General features: G+C 65.9%; 9 protein-coding genes. All 9 read left to right on the top strand.

Annotation, left to right across the window (positions count from 1 at the left end; all coding sequences use genetic code 11):
- The first annotated feature begins 112 nt into the window (after positions 1–112).
- The 9 genes from bcsP (at position 113) to NCS03_RS16210 (ending at position 16,366) form a co-directional block, all read left to right on the top strand.
- A complete protein-coding gene (gene bcsP / locus NCS03_RS16250) occupies positions 113–847 on the top strand; it encodes a cellulose biosynthesis protein BcsP (protein ID WP_239295024.1) in 735 nt (244 codons plus the stop codon).
- On the top strand, positions 844–1,632 hold the full coding sequence (bcsQ, locus tag NCS03_RS16245; protein ID WP_175979200.1) for a cellulose biosynthesis protein BcsQ: 789 nt from the start codon (positions 844–846) through the stop codon (positions 1,630–1,632). Before bcsP ends, bcsQ begins: the two co-directional genes overlap by 4 nt.
- Entirely contained in the window at positions 1,629–3,845 is a 2,217-nt protein-coding gene (bcsA, locus tag NCS03_RS16240) for a UDP-forming cellulose synthase catalytic subunit (protein WP_033537141.1), read from the top strand. Before bcsQ ends, bcsA begins: the two co-directional genes overlap by 4 nt.
- 2 nt (positions 3,846–3,847) lie before the next feature.
- Entirely contained in the window at positions 3,848–6,337 is a 2,490-nt protein-coding gene (bcsB, locus tag NCS03_RS16235) for a cellulose biosynthesis cyclic di-GMP-binding regulatory protein BcsB (protein WP_250529394.1), read from the top strand.
- Position 6,338: 1 nt separating this feature from the next.
- The gene (bcsZ, locus tag NCS03_RS16230; RefSeq protein ID WP_175979199.1) at positions 6,339–7,481 is read left to right on the top strand and encodes a cellulose synthase complex periplasmic endoglucanase BcsZ; all 1,143 of its coding nucleotides are present in this window, start codon (positions 6,339–6,341) and stop codon (positions 7,479–7,481) included.
- Positions 7,475–11,980 carry a cellulose synthase subunit BcsC-related outer membrane protein gene (locus NCS03_RS16225; RefSeq protein ID WP_250529393.1) on the top strand — a complete coding sequence of 1,502 codons (4,506 nt, stop codon included), beginning with the start codon at positions 7,475–7,477 and terminating at the stop codon, positions 11,978–11,980. The genes bcsZ and NCS03_RS16225 overlap by 7 nt, the downstream gene beginning before the upstream one ends.
- Positions 11,981–12,050: 70 nt before the next feature.
- Positions 12,051–13,004 (top strand): LysR family transcriptional regulator, encoded by a 954-nt coding sequence (locus NCS03_RS16220; RefSeq protein ID WP_175979197.1) that lies wholly within the window; start codon positions 12,051–12,053, stop codon positions 13,002–13,004.
- A gap of 401 nt (positions 13,005–13,405) precedes the next feature.
- Positions 13,406–15,619 (top strand): TonB-dependent receptor, encoded by a 2,214-nt coding sequence (locus NCS03_RS16215; protein WP_008353644.1) that lies wholly within the window; start codon positions 13,406–13,408, stop codon positions 15,617–15,619.
- Between the two features lie 63 nt (positions 15,620–15,682).
- Entirely contained in the window at positions 15,683–16,366 is a 684-nt protein-coding gene (locus tag NCS03_RS16210) for a Fe2+-dependent dioxygenase (protein WP_008353646.1), read from the top strand.

Below are 16,366 nucleotides of genomic sequence, written 5' to 3'. Positions count from 1 at the left end.
GCACATTGCGACCGCCGCCTCGACGCGGCGGCATCGACCGCCCCGAACGGGCGGCTAAAAACAGGCAGCACCGGCCAGGCATCAAGAACAGGCACGACGAGGAAGCGGCATCATGAATACTTCGCGCGATATCGAGAAGCTCTTCGATCATTTCGGCGGCAATGCAGGCGACTATCAGGAAATCGGCCGGGAGAAGGAGGCCACGACGGCCCGCACCCGCTGGCCGCTGCTTGCCACGCTCGACTTCGCGCAGCCGGCGATTCCGGAGATCGCGCCGCGCCACGACGTGCAGCCGAACGCCGCGCGGGCGCGCCCGGACGAAGCCGCCGCCCCGCCCGCCGCTCACCATGCCGACAAGCCGACGCCGATCCATCGCGGCAGGCAGCCTCTCTTCACGCGGCCGCATCGCCGCACGATTCCGGCCGTCAATCCGCCGGCGGCGGAGTCGTTGAGCGCGCTGCGCTTTTCGGTGCTCGGCGAATCGGCGCCGGCGCAAACGGAAACGATTCCAGATTCGGCGACCGTGTCCAAGACGAACGCAGCGCCGGTTCATACAATGGTCCCGCCGGTCGAATCGAACGCTACTGAACTCGCGCGCCCCGCCGCCTCGTTCGGAACGGACTTCGCGGCGCGCCGCACGCCTGCGCAAGTTGCGCCGGTGACAGCCGCTGCGCCCGCCGCGCCGCAATCGATCCTCGGCAAGCTCTTCAAGCCGCAAACGCAGAGCGCGCCGAGCGCGTCCGCGAACTCGCTCGACGCCATGTTCGAGCGCCTGCGCCACGCCCGTCCGCAGGGCGACGAATCCACGAACACGCACGCTCGCGCGAGCCGCCTCTCACGCTCATGAAAGTCATCACGGTAGTTTCCGCGAAAGGCGGTGTCGGGAAGACGACGCTCGCCGCCAATCTGGCGTCGGTGCTCGCCGCGCGCAATCGTCGCGTGATCGTGCTCGATCTCGATCCGCAGAACGCGCTGCGCCTGCACTTCGGCATTCCGCTCGACAGCATCGACGGCATCTCGCGCGCGACGCTCAGCCGCGATCCCTGGCAGACGGTGATGTTCGATGGCGTCGACGGCGTGACCGTGCTGCCTTACGGCGCGGTGACCGAAGACGACCGCCGCCGCTTCGAGGCGCTCGTCGATAGCGATCCGGCGTGGCTCGCGCATGCGCTCGGTTCGCTCGCGCTCGACGCCAACGACATCGTGATCGTCGATACGCCGCCGGGCTCGTCCGTCTACACGCGCACCGCGCTCACGGCGGCGAACTTCGCGCTGAACGTCGTGCTGGCCGATGCCGCGTCCTACGCCGCGATCCCCGGCATGGAGCGCATGATCGACGCCTACGCCGCGCCGCGCGCCGATTTCGCGGGTCAGGGCTACGTCGTGAATCAGGTCGATCAGTCGCGTCAATTGAGCAAGGACGTGCTGAAGGTGCTGCGCAACATGCTCGGCACGAAGCTGTTTCCGGGCGTCATCCATCAGGACGAAGGCGTCTCCGAATCGCTCGCGTGCGACACGACGCTCATCCACTACGATCCGCTGTCGCAAGCCGCCGCCGATTTGCGCGCGTGCGGCGAGTGGCTCCTCTCGGCCGTCGATGCGATGGCCGCTTCGCCGAGGAAGCTCGCATGAGTTCCGCCAAGATCCCGTCGCCCGAGACCGAAGTGAGCGTCGCGACCTCGCGCCTCGAACGTTTCGTCGATGCAGGCATCTGGAGCAGCCGGATCGTCGTGATCCTGCTCACGCTCTTCGCCGCGTTCGCGCTTTACTTCGTCGTCACGGTGCCGCTCGCGTTCGGCCAGCAACTCGCGTTCGCGACGATCTGCTTCGTCTGCGCGCTCGGCTTTCGCCGCCTGCAAGGCCAGTACGCGACGCTCGTGATGATCATGCTGTCGATCGTCGCGTCGGGCCGCTACATGTTCTGGCGGCTCACGGAAACGACTTACTGGGAACGTCCGCTCGACGCCGCGTGGGGCATGTTGCTCGTCGCCGCCGAAGTCTACGCGACCCTCGTGCTCATGCTCGGCTACTTCCAGACCGCGTGGCCGCTGAAGAGAAAGCCCTTGCCGCTGCCGGCCGACCGCAGCCAGTGGCCGACCGTCGACGTATTCATCCCGACGTACAACGAGCCGCTTTCCGTCGTGAAGCCGACGATCTACGCGGCGCTCGCGCTCGACTATCCGTCGGACAAGCTCGCGATCCACGTACTCGACGACGGCCGTCGCCCCGAATTCAAGACGTTCTGCGAGGAAGTGGGCGTCAACTGGACGATCCGCACGCATAACCGTCACGCGAAGGCGGGCAACATCAACGAGGCGCTCAAGATCACGAAGGGCGAATTCCTCGCGATCTTCGATTGCGATCACATCCCGACGCGCTCCTTCCTGCAAATCTGCCTCGGCTGGTTCCTGCGCGACAAGCTGCTGTCGATGCTGCAGACGCCGCACCATTTCTTCTCGCCCGATCCGTTCGAACGCAATCTCGGCACGTTCCGCAAGGTGCCGAACGAAGGCGAACTGTTCTACGGTCTCGTGCAGGACGGCAACGATCTCTGGAACGCGACCTTCTTTTGCGGCTCCTGCGCCGTGCTGCGCCGTTCGATGGTCGAGGAGATCGGCGGCATCGCGGTCGAGACCGTGACCGAAGACGCGCATACGGCGCTCAAGCTGCATCGGCTCGGCTATACGACCGCGTACCTCGCGATTCCGCAGGCCGCGGGTCTTGCCACGGAAAGTCTTTCAGGGCATATCGGGCAGCGCATCCGCTGGGCGCGCGGCATGACGCAGATCTTCCGCATCGACAATCCGCTTACCGGCAAGGGCCTCAAGATCGGCCAGCGGCTCTGTTATCTCAACGGCATGCTGCACTTCTTCTACGGCGTGCCGCGTCTCGTGTTTCTTACCGCGCCGCTGTCGTATCTGTTCTTCGGCGCGCATGTGATCGAAGCGGCGGCGAGCACCATCGCGATCTTCGCGCTGCCGCACATGATGCACGCGAGCATCACCAATTCGCGCATGCAGCGCAGCTTCCGCCATTCGTTCTGGGCCGAAGTGTACGAATCGGTGCTCGCGTCGTACATCACCGCGCCGACGCTGCTCGCCGTCATCAACCCGAAGCTCGGCAAGTTCAACGTGACGGCCAAGGGCGGGCAGATCGCGAAGGATTACTTCGACTGGTCCATCTCGCGGCCGTATCTGTTCCTGCTGCTCCTCAATCTGCTCGGCTTCGTCGCGGGCATCGTGCATATCGCCATCAACTGGCATGTGCGCAGCGAAGTGAACACGACCATCCTCAACCTCTGCTGGACGGTCTACAACATGCTGATTCTCGGCGCATCGGTGGCGGCGGCGAGCGAGCGCAAGCAGGTCCGCGCGACGCATCGCGTCACGATGAAAATGCCCGTCATGCTCAAGTTCTCGACCGGCCGCACGCTCGCCTGCGAGACCATCGATTATTCGGAAGGCGGCGTCGGCGTCGCGTTGCCGAGCAAGATCGAAGTGCCGATGCACGAGCGCGTCACCGTCTCGCTCTTTCGCGGCGACGAGGAATACGCGTTTCCGGCGACGGTCGGCTATACGGAACCCGGACGCGTCGGCCTGCGCTTCTCGCAACTCACGCGCGAGCAGGAATACGACTTCGTGAAGACCACTTTCGCGCGCGCGGACGCCTGGACCGGATGGTCGGAGGGACGCCGTCCGGACACGCCGTTGCGCGGCCTGTCGCATGTGCTGCTCGTCGGCACGCGCGGCATCGCGGGACTGTTCGAGCACTTGTACAGCGACCTTCGAACCTGGATGAACAAGCGCCCGGTCGATGTGAAGAAGCTGAAAACCAAAGACCAATAAAAATGGGCATCGGTATGTCGAAGTTGCGCGTTGAAAAAGAAACGGGCGAGCGCGCGCCGCGTTTTTGCGAACGACCCTTTGCACGCGCGCTGGCCGTCTTCGTGGCCTTGCAGACGGCGTTCGCCGCGCCCTTCGCGTCCATCGCGGCGGCGGCCGAAAGCGCTGCGGCAACCGGCGGCGCGCAGCAGGCGACCGGCGTCGGCGCCGTGCCCGCGCCGAGTCCCGCCGTCGTCTACAACCCGGCGTCGATTCAGCAAGCGCCGCTCGCGATGCCCGTGCCCGCGTTTTCCGGCAAGCCCGAGAAGCCGCTCACGTCGCGCATTCCGACGACCGCCGATCCCGGCACGCTGGTTCCGGGCGGCCGCCGTCAGACGCTGACCTTCGCCGATTACGGCGCGCTCGATCCGCTGCAACTGCGCGGCACCGATGGCCAGAACGGCATCGCGTTTTCGGTGCGCGGCGACGAAGTCGTGACCGGCGCGATCCTGCATCTGATCTATAGCTATTCGCCGTCGCTGTTGCCGTCGATTTCGCAGTTGAAGGTGCTCATCAACGGCGAAGTGGCCGCGACGCTGCCGGTGCCGAAAGAACAGGCCGGCACGCTGGTCGCGCGCGACGTGGCGATCGATCCGCGCTTCATCACCGAGTTCAATCACCTCAACGTGCAGTTGATCGGCCACTACACGCAGCAGTGCGAGGATCCGTCGAACTCGACGCTCTGGGCGAGCGTCAGCAACGCGAGTTCGCTCGATCTCACGTATGCGTCGATCGCGAACAAGCCCGATCTCGCCGCGCTGCCGACTCCGTTCTTCGACCGGCGCGACGTGCGCCGCCTCGAACTGCCTTTCGTGTTCGCGGGCAAGCCGAGCCTGCCGACGCTCGAAGCCGCCGGCATGGTCGCGTCGTACTTCGGCTCGCTCGCGGGCTATCGCGGCGCGATCTTTCCGGCGCAGACGGACAACGTGCCGCTGTCGGGCAATGCCGTGGTGTTCGCCATCGGCGATGCGAAGATCGCGGGCGTCGACATTCCGGCTGTCTCCGGTCCGACGATCGCGCTCGTCGAACGCGACGCGAACGCGCGCGGGCGTCTCTTGCTCGTGCTCGGCCGCGACGACAACGAGCTGAAGACCGCCGCGAAGGCCCTTGGCGTCGGACAGAACACGCTGTCCGGCACGAGCGCGACGATCACGCAGTTCAACGACCTTCAGCCGCGCCGCCCGTACGATGCCCCCAACTGGCTGCCGACCGACCGCCCCGTGCGCTTCGGCGAGCTCGCGGAAGCGCGCGACCTGACCGCCTACGGCTACGACGCCGATGCCGTGCGCGTGAATCTGCGCGTGCCGCCCGATCTCTTCATGTGGCAGACGAAGGGCGTGCCCGTCGATCTCGGCTATCGCTACACGGTGCGGCCCGCGCCGGATCGCTCGTCGCTCAATATCAGCGTCAACAATGGCTTCGTGCAGTCGCTGCGCATTCCGGCCGTATCGACATCGACGTTCGACCTCGGTCACTACTTCAGCCGCGTGATGCCGGACAAGACGGTCGCCGCGCGCCGCGAGATTTATCTGCCGCCGCTGCTCATCACGCCGCGCGCGCAACTGCGTCTGCATTTCTATTACGACATCCCCAAGACGGGCGAATGCCAGGGCCGCGTGCTCGATAACGTCGTCGGCGCGGTCGATCCGAATTCGACCATCGATCTCTCCGGTTTCCCGCACTACATGGCGCTGCCCGATCTGGCCGCGTTCGCCAACGGCGGCTTCCCGTTCACGCGCATGGCCGATCTTTCGCAGACGGCGGTCGTGCTGCCGAACGAGCCGAACTCGGCCGACTACAGCCTGTATCTGCTCGAAATGGGCCGCATGGGCGCATCGACGGGTTATCCGGTGACGGGCGTGACGGTCACGAGCGCGAACGACGTCGACCGCTTCGCCGACAAGGATCTGCTGATCCTCGGTTCGCCCGGACGCCAGCCGCTGCTGCAACGCTGGGCGAAGCAGATGCCCTTTTCCGGCGACGGCGACGCGCGCACGTTCCAGCTTTCCGATGTCGCGTTCAAGCTCGTCGACTGGTGGCATGGCGAGCAAGGCCCGGAACGCTCGCCCGCGCGCGCGGATTTGTCGCTCGTCAGCTCGAACGGCGATGCGCTTCTGACCGGCTTCGAATCGCCGCTCAAGAGCGGGCGCAGCGCGGTGGCGCTCATCAGCGCGGCGGGCCAGTCCGACGCCGATCTTTCCGCGGCGCTGCTCGACAACGACCTGCTGCCGTCGATTCAAGGCGCGATGGCCGTGATCCACGGCCGCACGGTGACGGTCACGTCGAACGGCGAGGCGTACTACGTCGGCCATCTTTCGCCGATGCATTACATGCGCTGGGCGCTGTCGTCGCATCCGATTCTGCTGGTGCTCGCCGGCGTGCTCGCCGCGCTCATCATCGCGGCCCTGTTCTACCGTACGCTGCGCTCGATCGCCGCGCGGCGCCTGAGGGACTGATATGCGGGTATCGACCGCCAAGATTTTCGCTGGTGCAACGATTGCCGCGTCCGTGACGGGCGCAAACGCGGCGCAGCAATGCGACTGGTCCGCGTATCGGCTGTTCGTGGAGCGCGTCGTTCAGGCCGATGGCCGCGTGATCGACCGTTCGACCGAAGCGCAGCAGACGACCTCCGAAGGCCAGTCCTACGCGCTGTTCTTCGCGCTCGTCGCCAACGACCGCGCGACCTTCGACCGGGTGCTCGGCTGGACGCGCACGAACTTGTCGGCCAATCAGTTCGATTCGAATAACGTGCGTCTGCCCGCATGGCAATGGGGCAAGAAACCGGACGGCTCGTTCGGCGTGATGGACCCGAATTCGGCGTCGGACTCGGATGTGTGGATCGCGTACGACCTCTTCCAGGCCGGTCGCCTGTGGAAGGAACCGGCGTACACGAAGCTCGCCTACGCGCTCGCGACGCAGATCGTGAAGCAGGAAACCGTCGACCTGCCCGGCCTCGGACCGATGCTTCTGCCCGGTCCGCAAGGCTTTCGCATCGGCGACGTGACGCGGCTGAATCCGAGCTATCTGCCGCTGCCGGTTTTGCGCGGGCTCGCGCACGACATGCCCGACGGCCCGTGGACGAAGCTCGCGCAGAGCGCCGCGAAGACGATCAAGGTGACGTCGCCGCGCGGCTACGCGCCGGACTGGGCCGCGTATCAGAACGGCCGGTTCGTCGTCGATCCGAAGAACGGCGATGTCGGCAGCTACGACGCGATCCGCGTCTATCTGTGGGCCGGCATGACGTCACCGGGCGATCCGCTCGCGCGTCCGTGGCTCGATGCGCTCGGCGGCATGCGCCAGAGCGTCGCGCAGGCGGGCTTTCCGCCGGAAAAGGTCAACGTGACGACCGGCGCGGCGACGGGCGAAGGTCCGCTGTCTTACTGGGCCGCGCTCGCGCCGTACTTCAAGGCGCTCAACGACGAACGCGGCCTGGGCCTCGCGCGCGCGCATCTCGAAGCGCTGACCGCGCCGCCGGGCGCGGGACGCGAGCCGGTCTATTACGATCGCGTGCTCGGTCTCTTTGGCGGCGGTTTCATCGACGGTCGATATCGCTTCGATGAAAACGGCCGTCTCGTGCCGAACTGGAGAAGCGCATGCTGATCCAGACCAGAAAACGCGTGATCGCGGCGCTGATCTGCGCCGCACCGGCGATGGCCTTCGCGCAGGCCGCCGCCGATCCGCTGAACGTGCTCATCGATCAAGGCAAATACTGGCAGGCGCACAAGCGCGGCGATCTCGCGGAACAGGCGTGGCAGAAAGTGCTGCGCATCAATCCGAAGCAGCCCGATGCGCTTTTCGGCATGGGCATGGTGCTCGCCGATCGCAAGGACGGCAGCGGCGCGCAGCAGTATCTCGCGCAGTTGCGCCAGGTCGCGCCGAGTTATCCGAACATCGACGAACTCGGCCGGCGGCTTGGCGAAACCAGTTCGCGCGATCAGACCGTGAACGACGCGCGGCGTCTCGCGCAAAGCGGACAAAGCGCATCGGCGGTGCAGGAATACAAGCGCGCGATCGACGGCAAGCCCGCGACGCCCGGACTTCAGCTGGAGTATTACCAGGCGCTCGCCGCCACGCCGCAGGGCTGGGACGAAGCGCGGCGCGGCCTCGAACAACTGGCGCGCGAGAATCCCGACGAGCCGCGCTATCAGCTCGCCTATGCGCAGCATCTGACGTATCGCGATACGACGCGGCGCGACGGCATCGCGCGGCTCGCGAAGTTGTCGGGCGACAGCGCTGTGGGCGCCGACGCGAAAAAAAGCTGGCGGCAGGCGCTCTTGTGGCTCGGCGCGCGCGCATCGGATGCGCCGCTTTATCAGGCGTATCTGCAAGTCGCGCCCGATGACGCCGCCGTCAAAGCGCGCTTCGATTCGATGGTGCAGCAGGACAAATCGGCACGCGAGCGCTCGCAGGCCGACGCCGCCGTCGATGCGCGCGGACGGACCGTCGCGGAAGGTTTCACCGCGCTCGATCGCGGCGATCTCGTGACGGCGCGCGCGCGTTTTTCGTCGGTGCTGGCGAGCAATCCGAACGACGCCGATGCGCTCGGCGGCATGGGCGTCGCGTCGTTGAAGCAGGAGCGTTTTTCCGAAGCGCGCACGTATCTCGAACGCGCGTCGCGGGCCGGCAATGCGGCGCGCTGGAAAGACGCGCTCACGAGCGCGACCTACTGGACCTATACAAGCGATGCCATCGGCGCGCGCAGCAACGGCCAGATCGCGCAAGCGAAGGCGCTGTTCGAACGCGCGATCGCAACCGATCCGTCCGAAGTCACCGCGCAAGTGCTGCTCGGCGAAATGCTGCTCGCGAACGGCGACCCACGCGGCGCGGAAGCGGCGTATCGCATGGCGCTGCGCCGCCAGGCCGACAATCCCGATGCGATTCGCGGACTCGTCGGCGCACTGGCCGCGCAAGGGCGCGGCGACGAAGCGCTCGAGTTCGCCAATCGGCTGAACACGGAACAGCAGGCGAAGGCCGGCGGCATCAACAAGCTGCGCGGCGAAGCGCAGGCGGCACAGGCGCGCGCGGCGGAAGCACGCGGCGATCTCGGTGCGGCGCGCAGTCTCTTCGAAGACGCGCTGCTCAACAATCCCGACGATCCGTGGCTGCGGCTCGATCTCGCGCGCATCTACGTGCGTCAGGGCGCGGTCGGCAATGCGCGCAGCATGATGGACGGCCTGCTCGCCACGCATCCCGACATGACCGACGCGCTCTACGCGAGCGCGCTGCTCTCCGCCGAAACGCAGGACTGGCCGGCCGGGCTCGCGCAACTCGACCGCATTCCGGCCGCGCAACGCACGCCGGCGATGACCGCGTTGCAACATCGCCTGTGGGTGCATCAGCAGGCCGATCTCGCGACGCGCGCCGCTGCGTCCGGTCAGCGTCAGCAGGCGTTCGCGATCTTGCGCCGCGCGGAACCCGTTGCGGCGGGCAATGCGGAATTGATGGGCGCGGTGGCATCGGCCTACGTCAAGGCGGGCGATCCGGCGCGGGCGTTGTCGCTCGTGCGCGGCGCCATCGCCAATGCGCCGAACGATACCGGTCTTCTGCTGCAATACGCGGGCATTCTGTCGGCGACGCAGCAGGAAGCCGAGCTCGGCTCGGTGATGCGCCGTCTGCAATCGATGCCGCTCACGACGCAGCAGCGCGCGGACTTCAACAATCTGAACGTGGGCATCGTCATCGCGCGTGCGGATGTCGTGCGCCGGCAAGGCGATCTCGCCGCCGCCTACGACGTGATCGCGCCGTGGCTCGCCGCGATGCCCGACAACGCCGACCTGCAGGCGGCGCTCGGCCGCATGTACACATCGGCGGGCGATGACCGCAACGCGCTCTCGTGCTATCAAAAAGCGCTGTCGCGCCGTCCGGACGATATCGGCTTGCAGACGGCGGCGATGTCGGCGGCGAGCGGCGTGCGCGATTTCAAGCTCGCTCAGACCTACGCGAATCAGGCGTACGAAGCCGCGCCGAACGATCCGGGCGTGCTCGCCGCGATCGGCCGGATGTATCGCGCGCAAGGCAAGCTCGATCTCGCCGCGCAGTTCCTGCAACGCTCGCTCGTCGCCGCGAATACGCCCGCGCCGGCGGCGTCGGCGCAGGGACGCGGCAATGTCCCGCCCGGCTGGGAAACCGCGATGAGCCGTGTCGGCTCGAATCCGCTGCCCGGCACCAATCCGTTCGAAGGCAAGACGGCCGTCGATACGGCGTCGAACCCGGCGCTCGCATCGGACGCGTCTTATCGTCAGGCCCTTCCTCAAGGTTATTCGCAGCCCGTGCCGAACTATCTGCCGCCTCCTCAGCCCGCGCCGTATTCCGTGCCTTACGTCGCGCCGTCCTCCGCTCCGATGACGATGCCCAACGCCGCGCCGCGTCCGGTGCCGAGCGGCGGCTACGGACCCGACGCGTATGGCTCGGGTCAATCGGGCGCGCCGTTGCAGCCGTATCCGGGACAGGATGGCGGGTATCAGCCGGCTTATCCGCAGCCGCAGCAGTATCAACCGCAGCCGTATCAGCAGCAGCCTTACGCCGCGCAGGATCCGTATGCCGAGCCCTGGCCGATGTCGCCCGGCGCGCGCGAGGCGCAAGCCAATGCGTACAACGCGCCGCTGCCCGCCAGCTCGAAGAGGAAGCCGGTGTCATCGCCCAAGACCGCGACGACGCGTCCCGCCGATCCGTACGCCTACGGCGCGCCGCCGCCGCAGCAGCAGCCTTATTACCAGCAGCCGCAACAGTACGCGCCGCAGCCATACGCGCCGCCGCAGTACGCGCAGCAGCAGTACATCCCGCAGCCGCCCGCGGGCTACGCGCAGCCTTATTACCCGTCGCAGGCGCAACCCGCGCAGCGCGCCGCCGCAGCCGCGGCGATGAGCACGGGCGGCGTTCCCGCGCCGGTCGCGAATTCGCAGACGGCGGGCGTCGCGGAGGAACTCGCGCAGATCAATCGCGAGCAGGCGAGCACGATTTCCGGCGGCCTCATCTTCCGCAGCCGCGACGGCGAGGACGGCCTCTCGAACCTGACCGATATCGAAGCGCCCATCGAAGGCCGCATCAAGGCCGGCAACGGCCACGTCATCGTGCGCGCGACGCCCGTCACGCTCGACGCCGGCACCGCGAGCAGCGAGCCGAACACGCTCGCGCGCTTCGGCTCCGGCCTCGGCGCGACCGCCACGCCGCCGACCAACAACTACGGCTCGCAGACGGCGACGGGCGTCGGGCTCTCGCTCGGCTACGAGAACCGCAACTTCAAGGGCGATGTCGGCACGACGCCGCTCGGCTTTCGCGAGACCAATGTCGTCGGCGGATTGCAGTATCAGAACGCGATCACCGACAAGGTGTCGTATTCGCTCGCCGTCGCCCGCCGCGCCGTCACCGACAGCCTGCTTTCGTACGCCGGCGCGCGCGATCAGGGCGCGAACCTCGAATGGGGCGGCGTGACATCGACGGGCGCGCGCGCCGACCTCGGCTGGGACGACGGCACGAGCGGCGTCTACGTGAACGCGGCGTATCAGTTCCTCGACGGCAATCAGGTCGCGACCAACAACGCGGTGAAGGGCGGCGGCGGCATCTACACGCGTCTCATCAAGGATGCCGACCAGACGCTGACCGTCGGCGCCAACACCACGCTGATGCACTACGACAAGAACCTGTCGTACTTCACGTATGGCCAAGGCGGCTACTTCAGCCCGCAGCAGTACGTGATCCTGAACTTCCCGGTCGAATACATGGGACGCACGGGGCTTTTCACGTACGACCTGAAGGGTTCGATCGGCGTGCAGCATTATCGGCAGGACGCGTCGGACTATTTCCCGACGAACGGCACGTATCAGGCGCGAGCCGCGAGTTCCGGCGCGACGCCGGATGCGGGCGCGGTCTATCCCGGCCAGAGCAAGACGGGCGTGTCGTATTCGCTCAGCGCGACGGGCGAATACCAGCTCGCGCCACAACTCGCGTTCGGCGCGACGGCATCGTTCGGCAACGCGTATCAGTATCGCGAGTGGCTCGCCGCCGTTTATGTGCGCTACAGCTTCACGCGTCAAGGCGGCGCGCAGCCGGTGTTTCCGCCGCAGGCGTTCAGCTCGCCGTATCTGTCGCTGTCGAACTGATGTTCTTGCGCGTGCGCCGCGCTTGCGGCTAGGCTTGATCCACTGCCGCAAGCGGGCCAACATCGTTCGAATGAAAACGCAAAGCGCGCTCGTCGCGAACAACGACCAATTCCTGCGCGACTTGCAGTTGTTCTGCATCGTCGCGCGGCGTTCGAGCTTCATCGCCGCCGCGACCGAGACCGGCATCTCGCCGGCGCACGTCAGCAAGCGCATTGCGATGCTGGAGACGAGTCTCGGCGTCAGGCTCTTCACGCGCACGACGCGCCGCGTGTCCATCACGAGCGACGGCGAAGCGGCGTTCCAATGGGCGCAAAAGATTCTCGACGACGTCCAGGGCATGGCCGACGCCTTCGCCGGCCTCGACGATCCGCGCGGCGTCTTGCGGATCGGCACGAGTCTGCGGCTCGGGCGCGAGCATGTTTCGCCCGCGCTCACCTTGCTACGGCGTCGCCATCCGGGGCTGGAAATCTGGCTCGAACTGCTCGACCGGCGCGTCGATCTCGTCGGCGAGAACTTCGATATCGACATTCGCGTCGGCGAAGTGCTGGAGCCGCATCTGATCGCGCACAAGATCGTCGACAGTTTTCGCGTGCTCGCCGCCGCGCCCGCGTATCTCGAACGGCGCGGCACGCCTAGAACGCTGGCCGAACTGGCGCATCACGATTGCCTGCTGTTTCGCGGGCGCGATCAGCGTTTCGGCGTCTGGCGGCTCGCCGGGCCGAACGGCGAGGAAAGCGTCAAAGTGACCGGGCCGATTGCTTCGAACCACAGCGACATCGTGCGGCAGTGGGCCGAGGAAGGTTTCGGCATCGTGATGTGCTCGATCTGGGACGCCGCCGGCAGTCTTCAAAACGGCCGTCTCGTGCCCGTTCTGCCGGCTTATCGGCAGCGCGCGGACGTGTGGGCGGTGACGTCGGCGCGCTCGTCGCATTCGGCGAAGATTCGCGTGTGCATCGAGTTTCTCAGACAGCAATTGACGAGCGGACCTTACTCGCTCGTTACATCGGGCGTCGCGGGGTTCTGAAGCGCTTCGTCGTAGCGTCGTTCTTCATCGCCTGCTGCTCGCCCGCTCAATCCCGGCCAGCAAGCCTTCAGCGGCGCCGCCCAAGCGCCAAAGCCAACCTTACAGAATCTTACGTTGCGCCGCCGTCACAAAAAGGGGCAAAAAGACCCGTCGCGAAACTAGGATATTTCCAAATGTTTCTGAGACATGTAATGATACTGATTCGCATTTAACACGATCGCGCCGATAGGTTGACTCAATGAAGCCCGTCGAGCGCGACGTGCGCTCTCAGGGCGCCGCCGCCGGTTCTTTCTCGACGACGTCGCCCGCCTTCGCCTCGATCTCGGATCGGTCAACGTCGGCAGTCGAAAACCCGCTTCGCTGCCGATTTGAATTTCACTAACAAGCATCGGGAAAACGACATGTTGAGAAAGACGCCGCTTGCTGCGGCATTGGTGACTATTGCCGCCGTGCCCATGGCCGCGCCGCTTTACGCCCAGACCGCACCGCAATCCGCACAAGCCGCACCGCAAGACACGCCCCCCGCCGCCGCACCCGAAACCGCGACCCTGCCCGCCGTCAAGGTGACGGGTCAGGCCGACGCGCCCGACTTCCAGCCGGAGATGTCGAGCGTCGGCGCAAAGGTGCCGACCGCCCTGCGCGACATTCCGCAAGCCGTCGTCGTGGTGCCGAAGGCGGTGCTGCAATCGCAGGCCGTGAGCTCTTTCTCCGATGCGCTGCGCAACGTGCCCGGCGTCACGCTCGGCGCGGCCGAAGGCGGCCAGATCGGCAATAACATCAACCTGCGCGGCTTCTCGGCGCGCACCGACATCTATCTCGACGGCTTCCGCGATCGCGGCCAGTACTATCGCGATACGTTCAATCTGGAATCGATCGACGTGCTGTACGGGCCGTCGTCGCTGTACTTCGGGCGCGGTTCGACGGGCGGCGTCATCAATCAGGTCAGCAAGCAGCCGACGCTGAATCCGCGCGCCGATGTCTCGCTGCAAGCCGGCACGCACGACCGCTATCGCACGACGGTCGATATCAATCAGCCGATGACGGATACCTCCGCGTTCCGCATCAACGCGTTCGGCCAGTCGATGGGCTCGACGCGCGACGAGATGATCAACAAGGACTACGGCATCGCGCCCGAAGTGAAATTCGGCATCGGCACGCCGACGCAGGTGACGTTGTCGGCGCTGATCCAGCACAACCGCGATCAGCCCGACTACGGCATTCCGCCGTTGAACGGCCATCCCGCGCCCGTCGATACGAAGACCTTCTACGGCTTCACCGACGACCGCACGATTCAGGATGTGCAGACGGTGAACGCGCGCATCGAACATCGCTTCGACGACATGTTCACGCTGCGCAACCAGACGCAGTTCAGCCACTACAGCACCGAAGCGCGCGCGACCAACGCGGCGGCCGTGCTGACGGGCCCGCTCGGCACGTCGCCCGCGCTCTCGAACGGCAATTACACGACGCTGCCGCTCTCGTCGCTCTTCGTGCGTCTGCAAGGCAAGGACCGCACCATCAACGATCACTCGGTCTACAACACGACCGACGTTCAAGGCAAGTTCGCGACCGGCCCCTTGAAGCACGACATGCTCGCGGGCGTCGATCTGAGTCACGAAACGTATAGCAACCAGACCTTCACGGCGACCACGCCGGGTCTGCCGTCGAACACGCTCGCCATCGTGCCGCTCGTGGATCCGGCGTATGTGCCGCGTCCGGCGAACTATCGCGAAGTGGCGACCAATCTCGCGGAGTCGAGCGCGAACGGCATCGGCGTCTATTTGAACGACACCATCTCGATCGGCGAGCACTGGAAGTGGATCGGCGGCGTGCGCTGGGACCGCTATGAAGCGGCGATCAACAACTCGATCAATCAGCCCGGTTACGCGACGCAGACGAACTATTTCACGAGCGTGCGCACAGGCGTCGTATGGCAGCCGACGGACTGGCAGTCGTACTACGTCTCGTACGGCACGTCGTTCGATCCGTCGCTCGAAGCGCTCACGCTCACCAACGGCCAGCAAAACCTGCCGCCCGAGCACAACAAGTCCTATGAAATCGGCTCGAAGTGGGATCTGCTGAACGGCGGCCTGTCGATCACGCAATCGCTCTTCAACATCGAGAAGACCAATGCGCGCACGCTCGCTTCGGACGGCAGCTATTCACTCGATGGCGACGTGCGCGTGCGCGGCTATCAGCTCGGCATCGCCGGCCACATCACGCGGCAATGGCAGATGTTCGGCGGCTACACGTACATGGATGGCACCATCCTGAAGGCATTCGACGGCACGCAAGGCAACACGCCCGCCAACACGCCGAAGCACATGTTGACGCTGTGGACGACGTACGACTTCACGCCCGTATGGCAGATCGGCGGCGGGCCTTCGTATGTATCGTCGCGCTACGCGGCGAACAACAATCTCGTTCAAGCGGGCGGCTACGTGCGCTGGGACGCGATGGCCGCATATCATCAGAAGCGCTACGATATCCAGTTCAACGTGCAGAACCTGTTCGACAAGAAGTACTACGACGCCCTGATTCCGTCCGATGGCGGACGCGCGGTTCCGGGTCTCGGCCGCACGTTCATCGCGACGTTGAATTACCGCTTCCGTTGATGTGATGTGATGCGAATGCGCGCGCCATGCGACTCATGGCGCGCGCTCGCGAAGGCAAGAACAATGATCCTCTCGATACCGAACGTGCTCTCCCCCGAGGACGCCGCCGCAATGCGCGCGCGTCTCGAAGCAAGCGACTCATGGGTCGATGGCCGCGCGACCGCCGGCTATCAGGGCGCGCCGGTCAAGCGCAACATGCAGATCGCGGAAGGCTCGCCGATCGCGCTCGAACTCGGCGACGCGCTCGTCGGCGTGCTGGAGCGTCATCCGCTTTTCATCAGCGCGGTGCTGCCCAATCGCGTGTATCCGCCGCTTTTCAATCGCTATGAAGGCGGCATGCATTTCGGCAGTCATGTCGATGGCGCGATCCGCATCGTGCCGGGGCATGGCGCGCGCGTGCGTACCGATGTATCGATCACGCTCTTTCTCACGCCGCCCGACGAATACGACGGCGGCGAGCTCATCATCGAAGACACGTACGGCGTGCAGGAAGTGAAGCTGCCCGCGGGACATGCGATCGTCTATCCCGCGACGAGCCTGCATCAGGTGCGGCCCGTCACGCGCGGCGCACGCGTGTCGAGTTTCTTCTGGGCGCAAAGCCTCGTGCGCGACGATGCGCAACGCGCGCTGCTCTTCGATCTCGACAACTCCATTCAACGCCTGAATGCGACCAACGGCGACGAAAGCGCGAAACGCACGCTCGTCGGCTGCTATCACAACCTGTTGCGCATGTGGAGCGATACGTGA

Source organism: Caballeronia sp. ATUFL_F1_KS4A (assembly GCF_023630905.1).
In the GTDB taxonomy this organism is placed as follows: domain Bacteria; phylum Pseudomonadota; class Gammaproteobacteria; order Burkholderiales; family Burkholderiaceae; genus Caballeronia; species Caballeronia zhejiangensis.
Note: the sequence above shows the minus strand (reverse complement) of the source record. Positions and strands in the feature narration are given on the sequence as shown.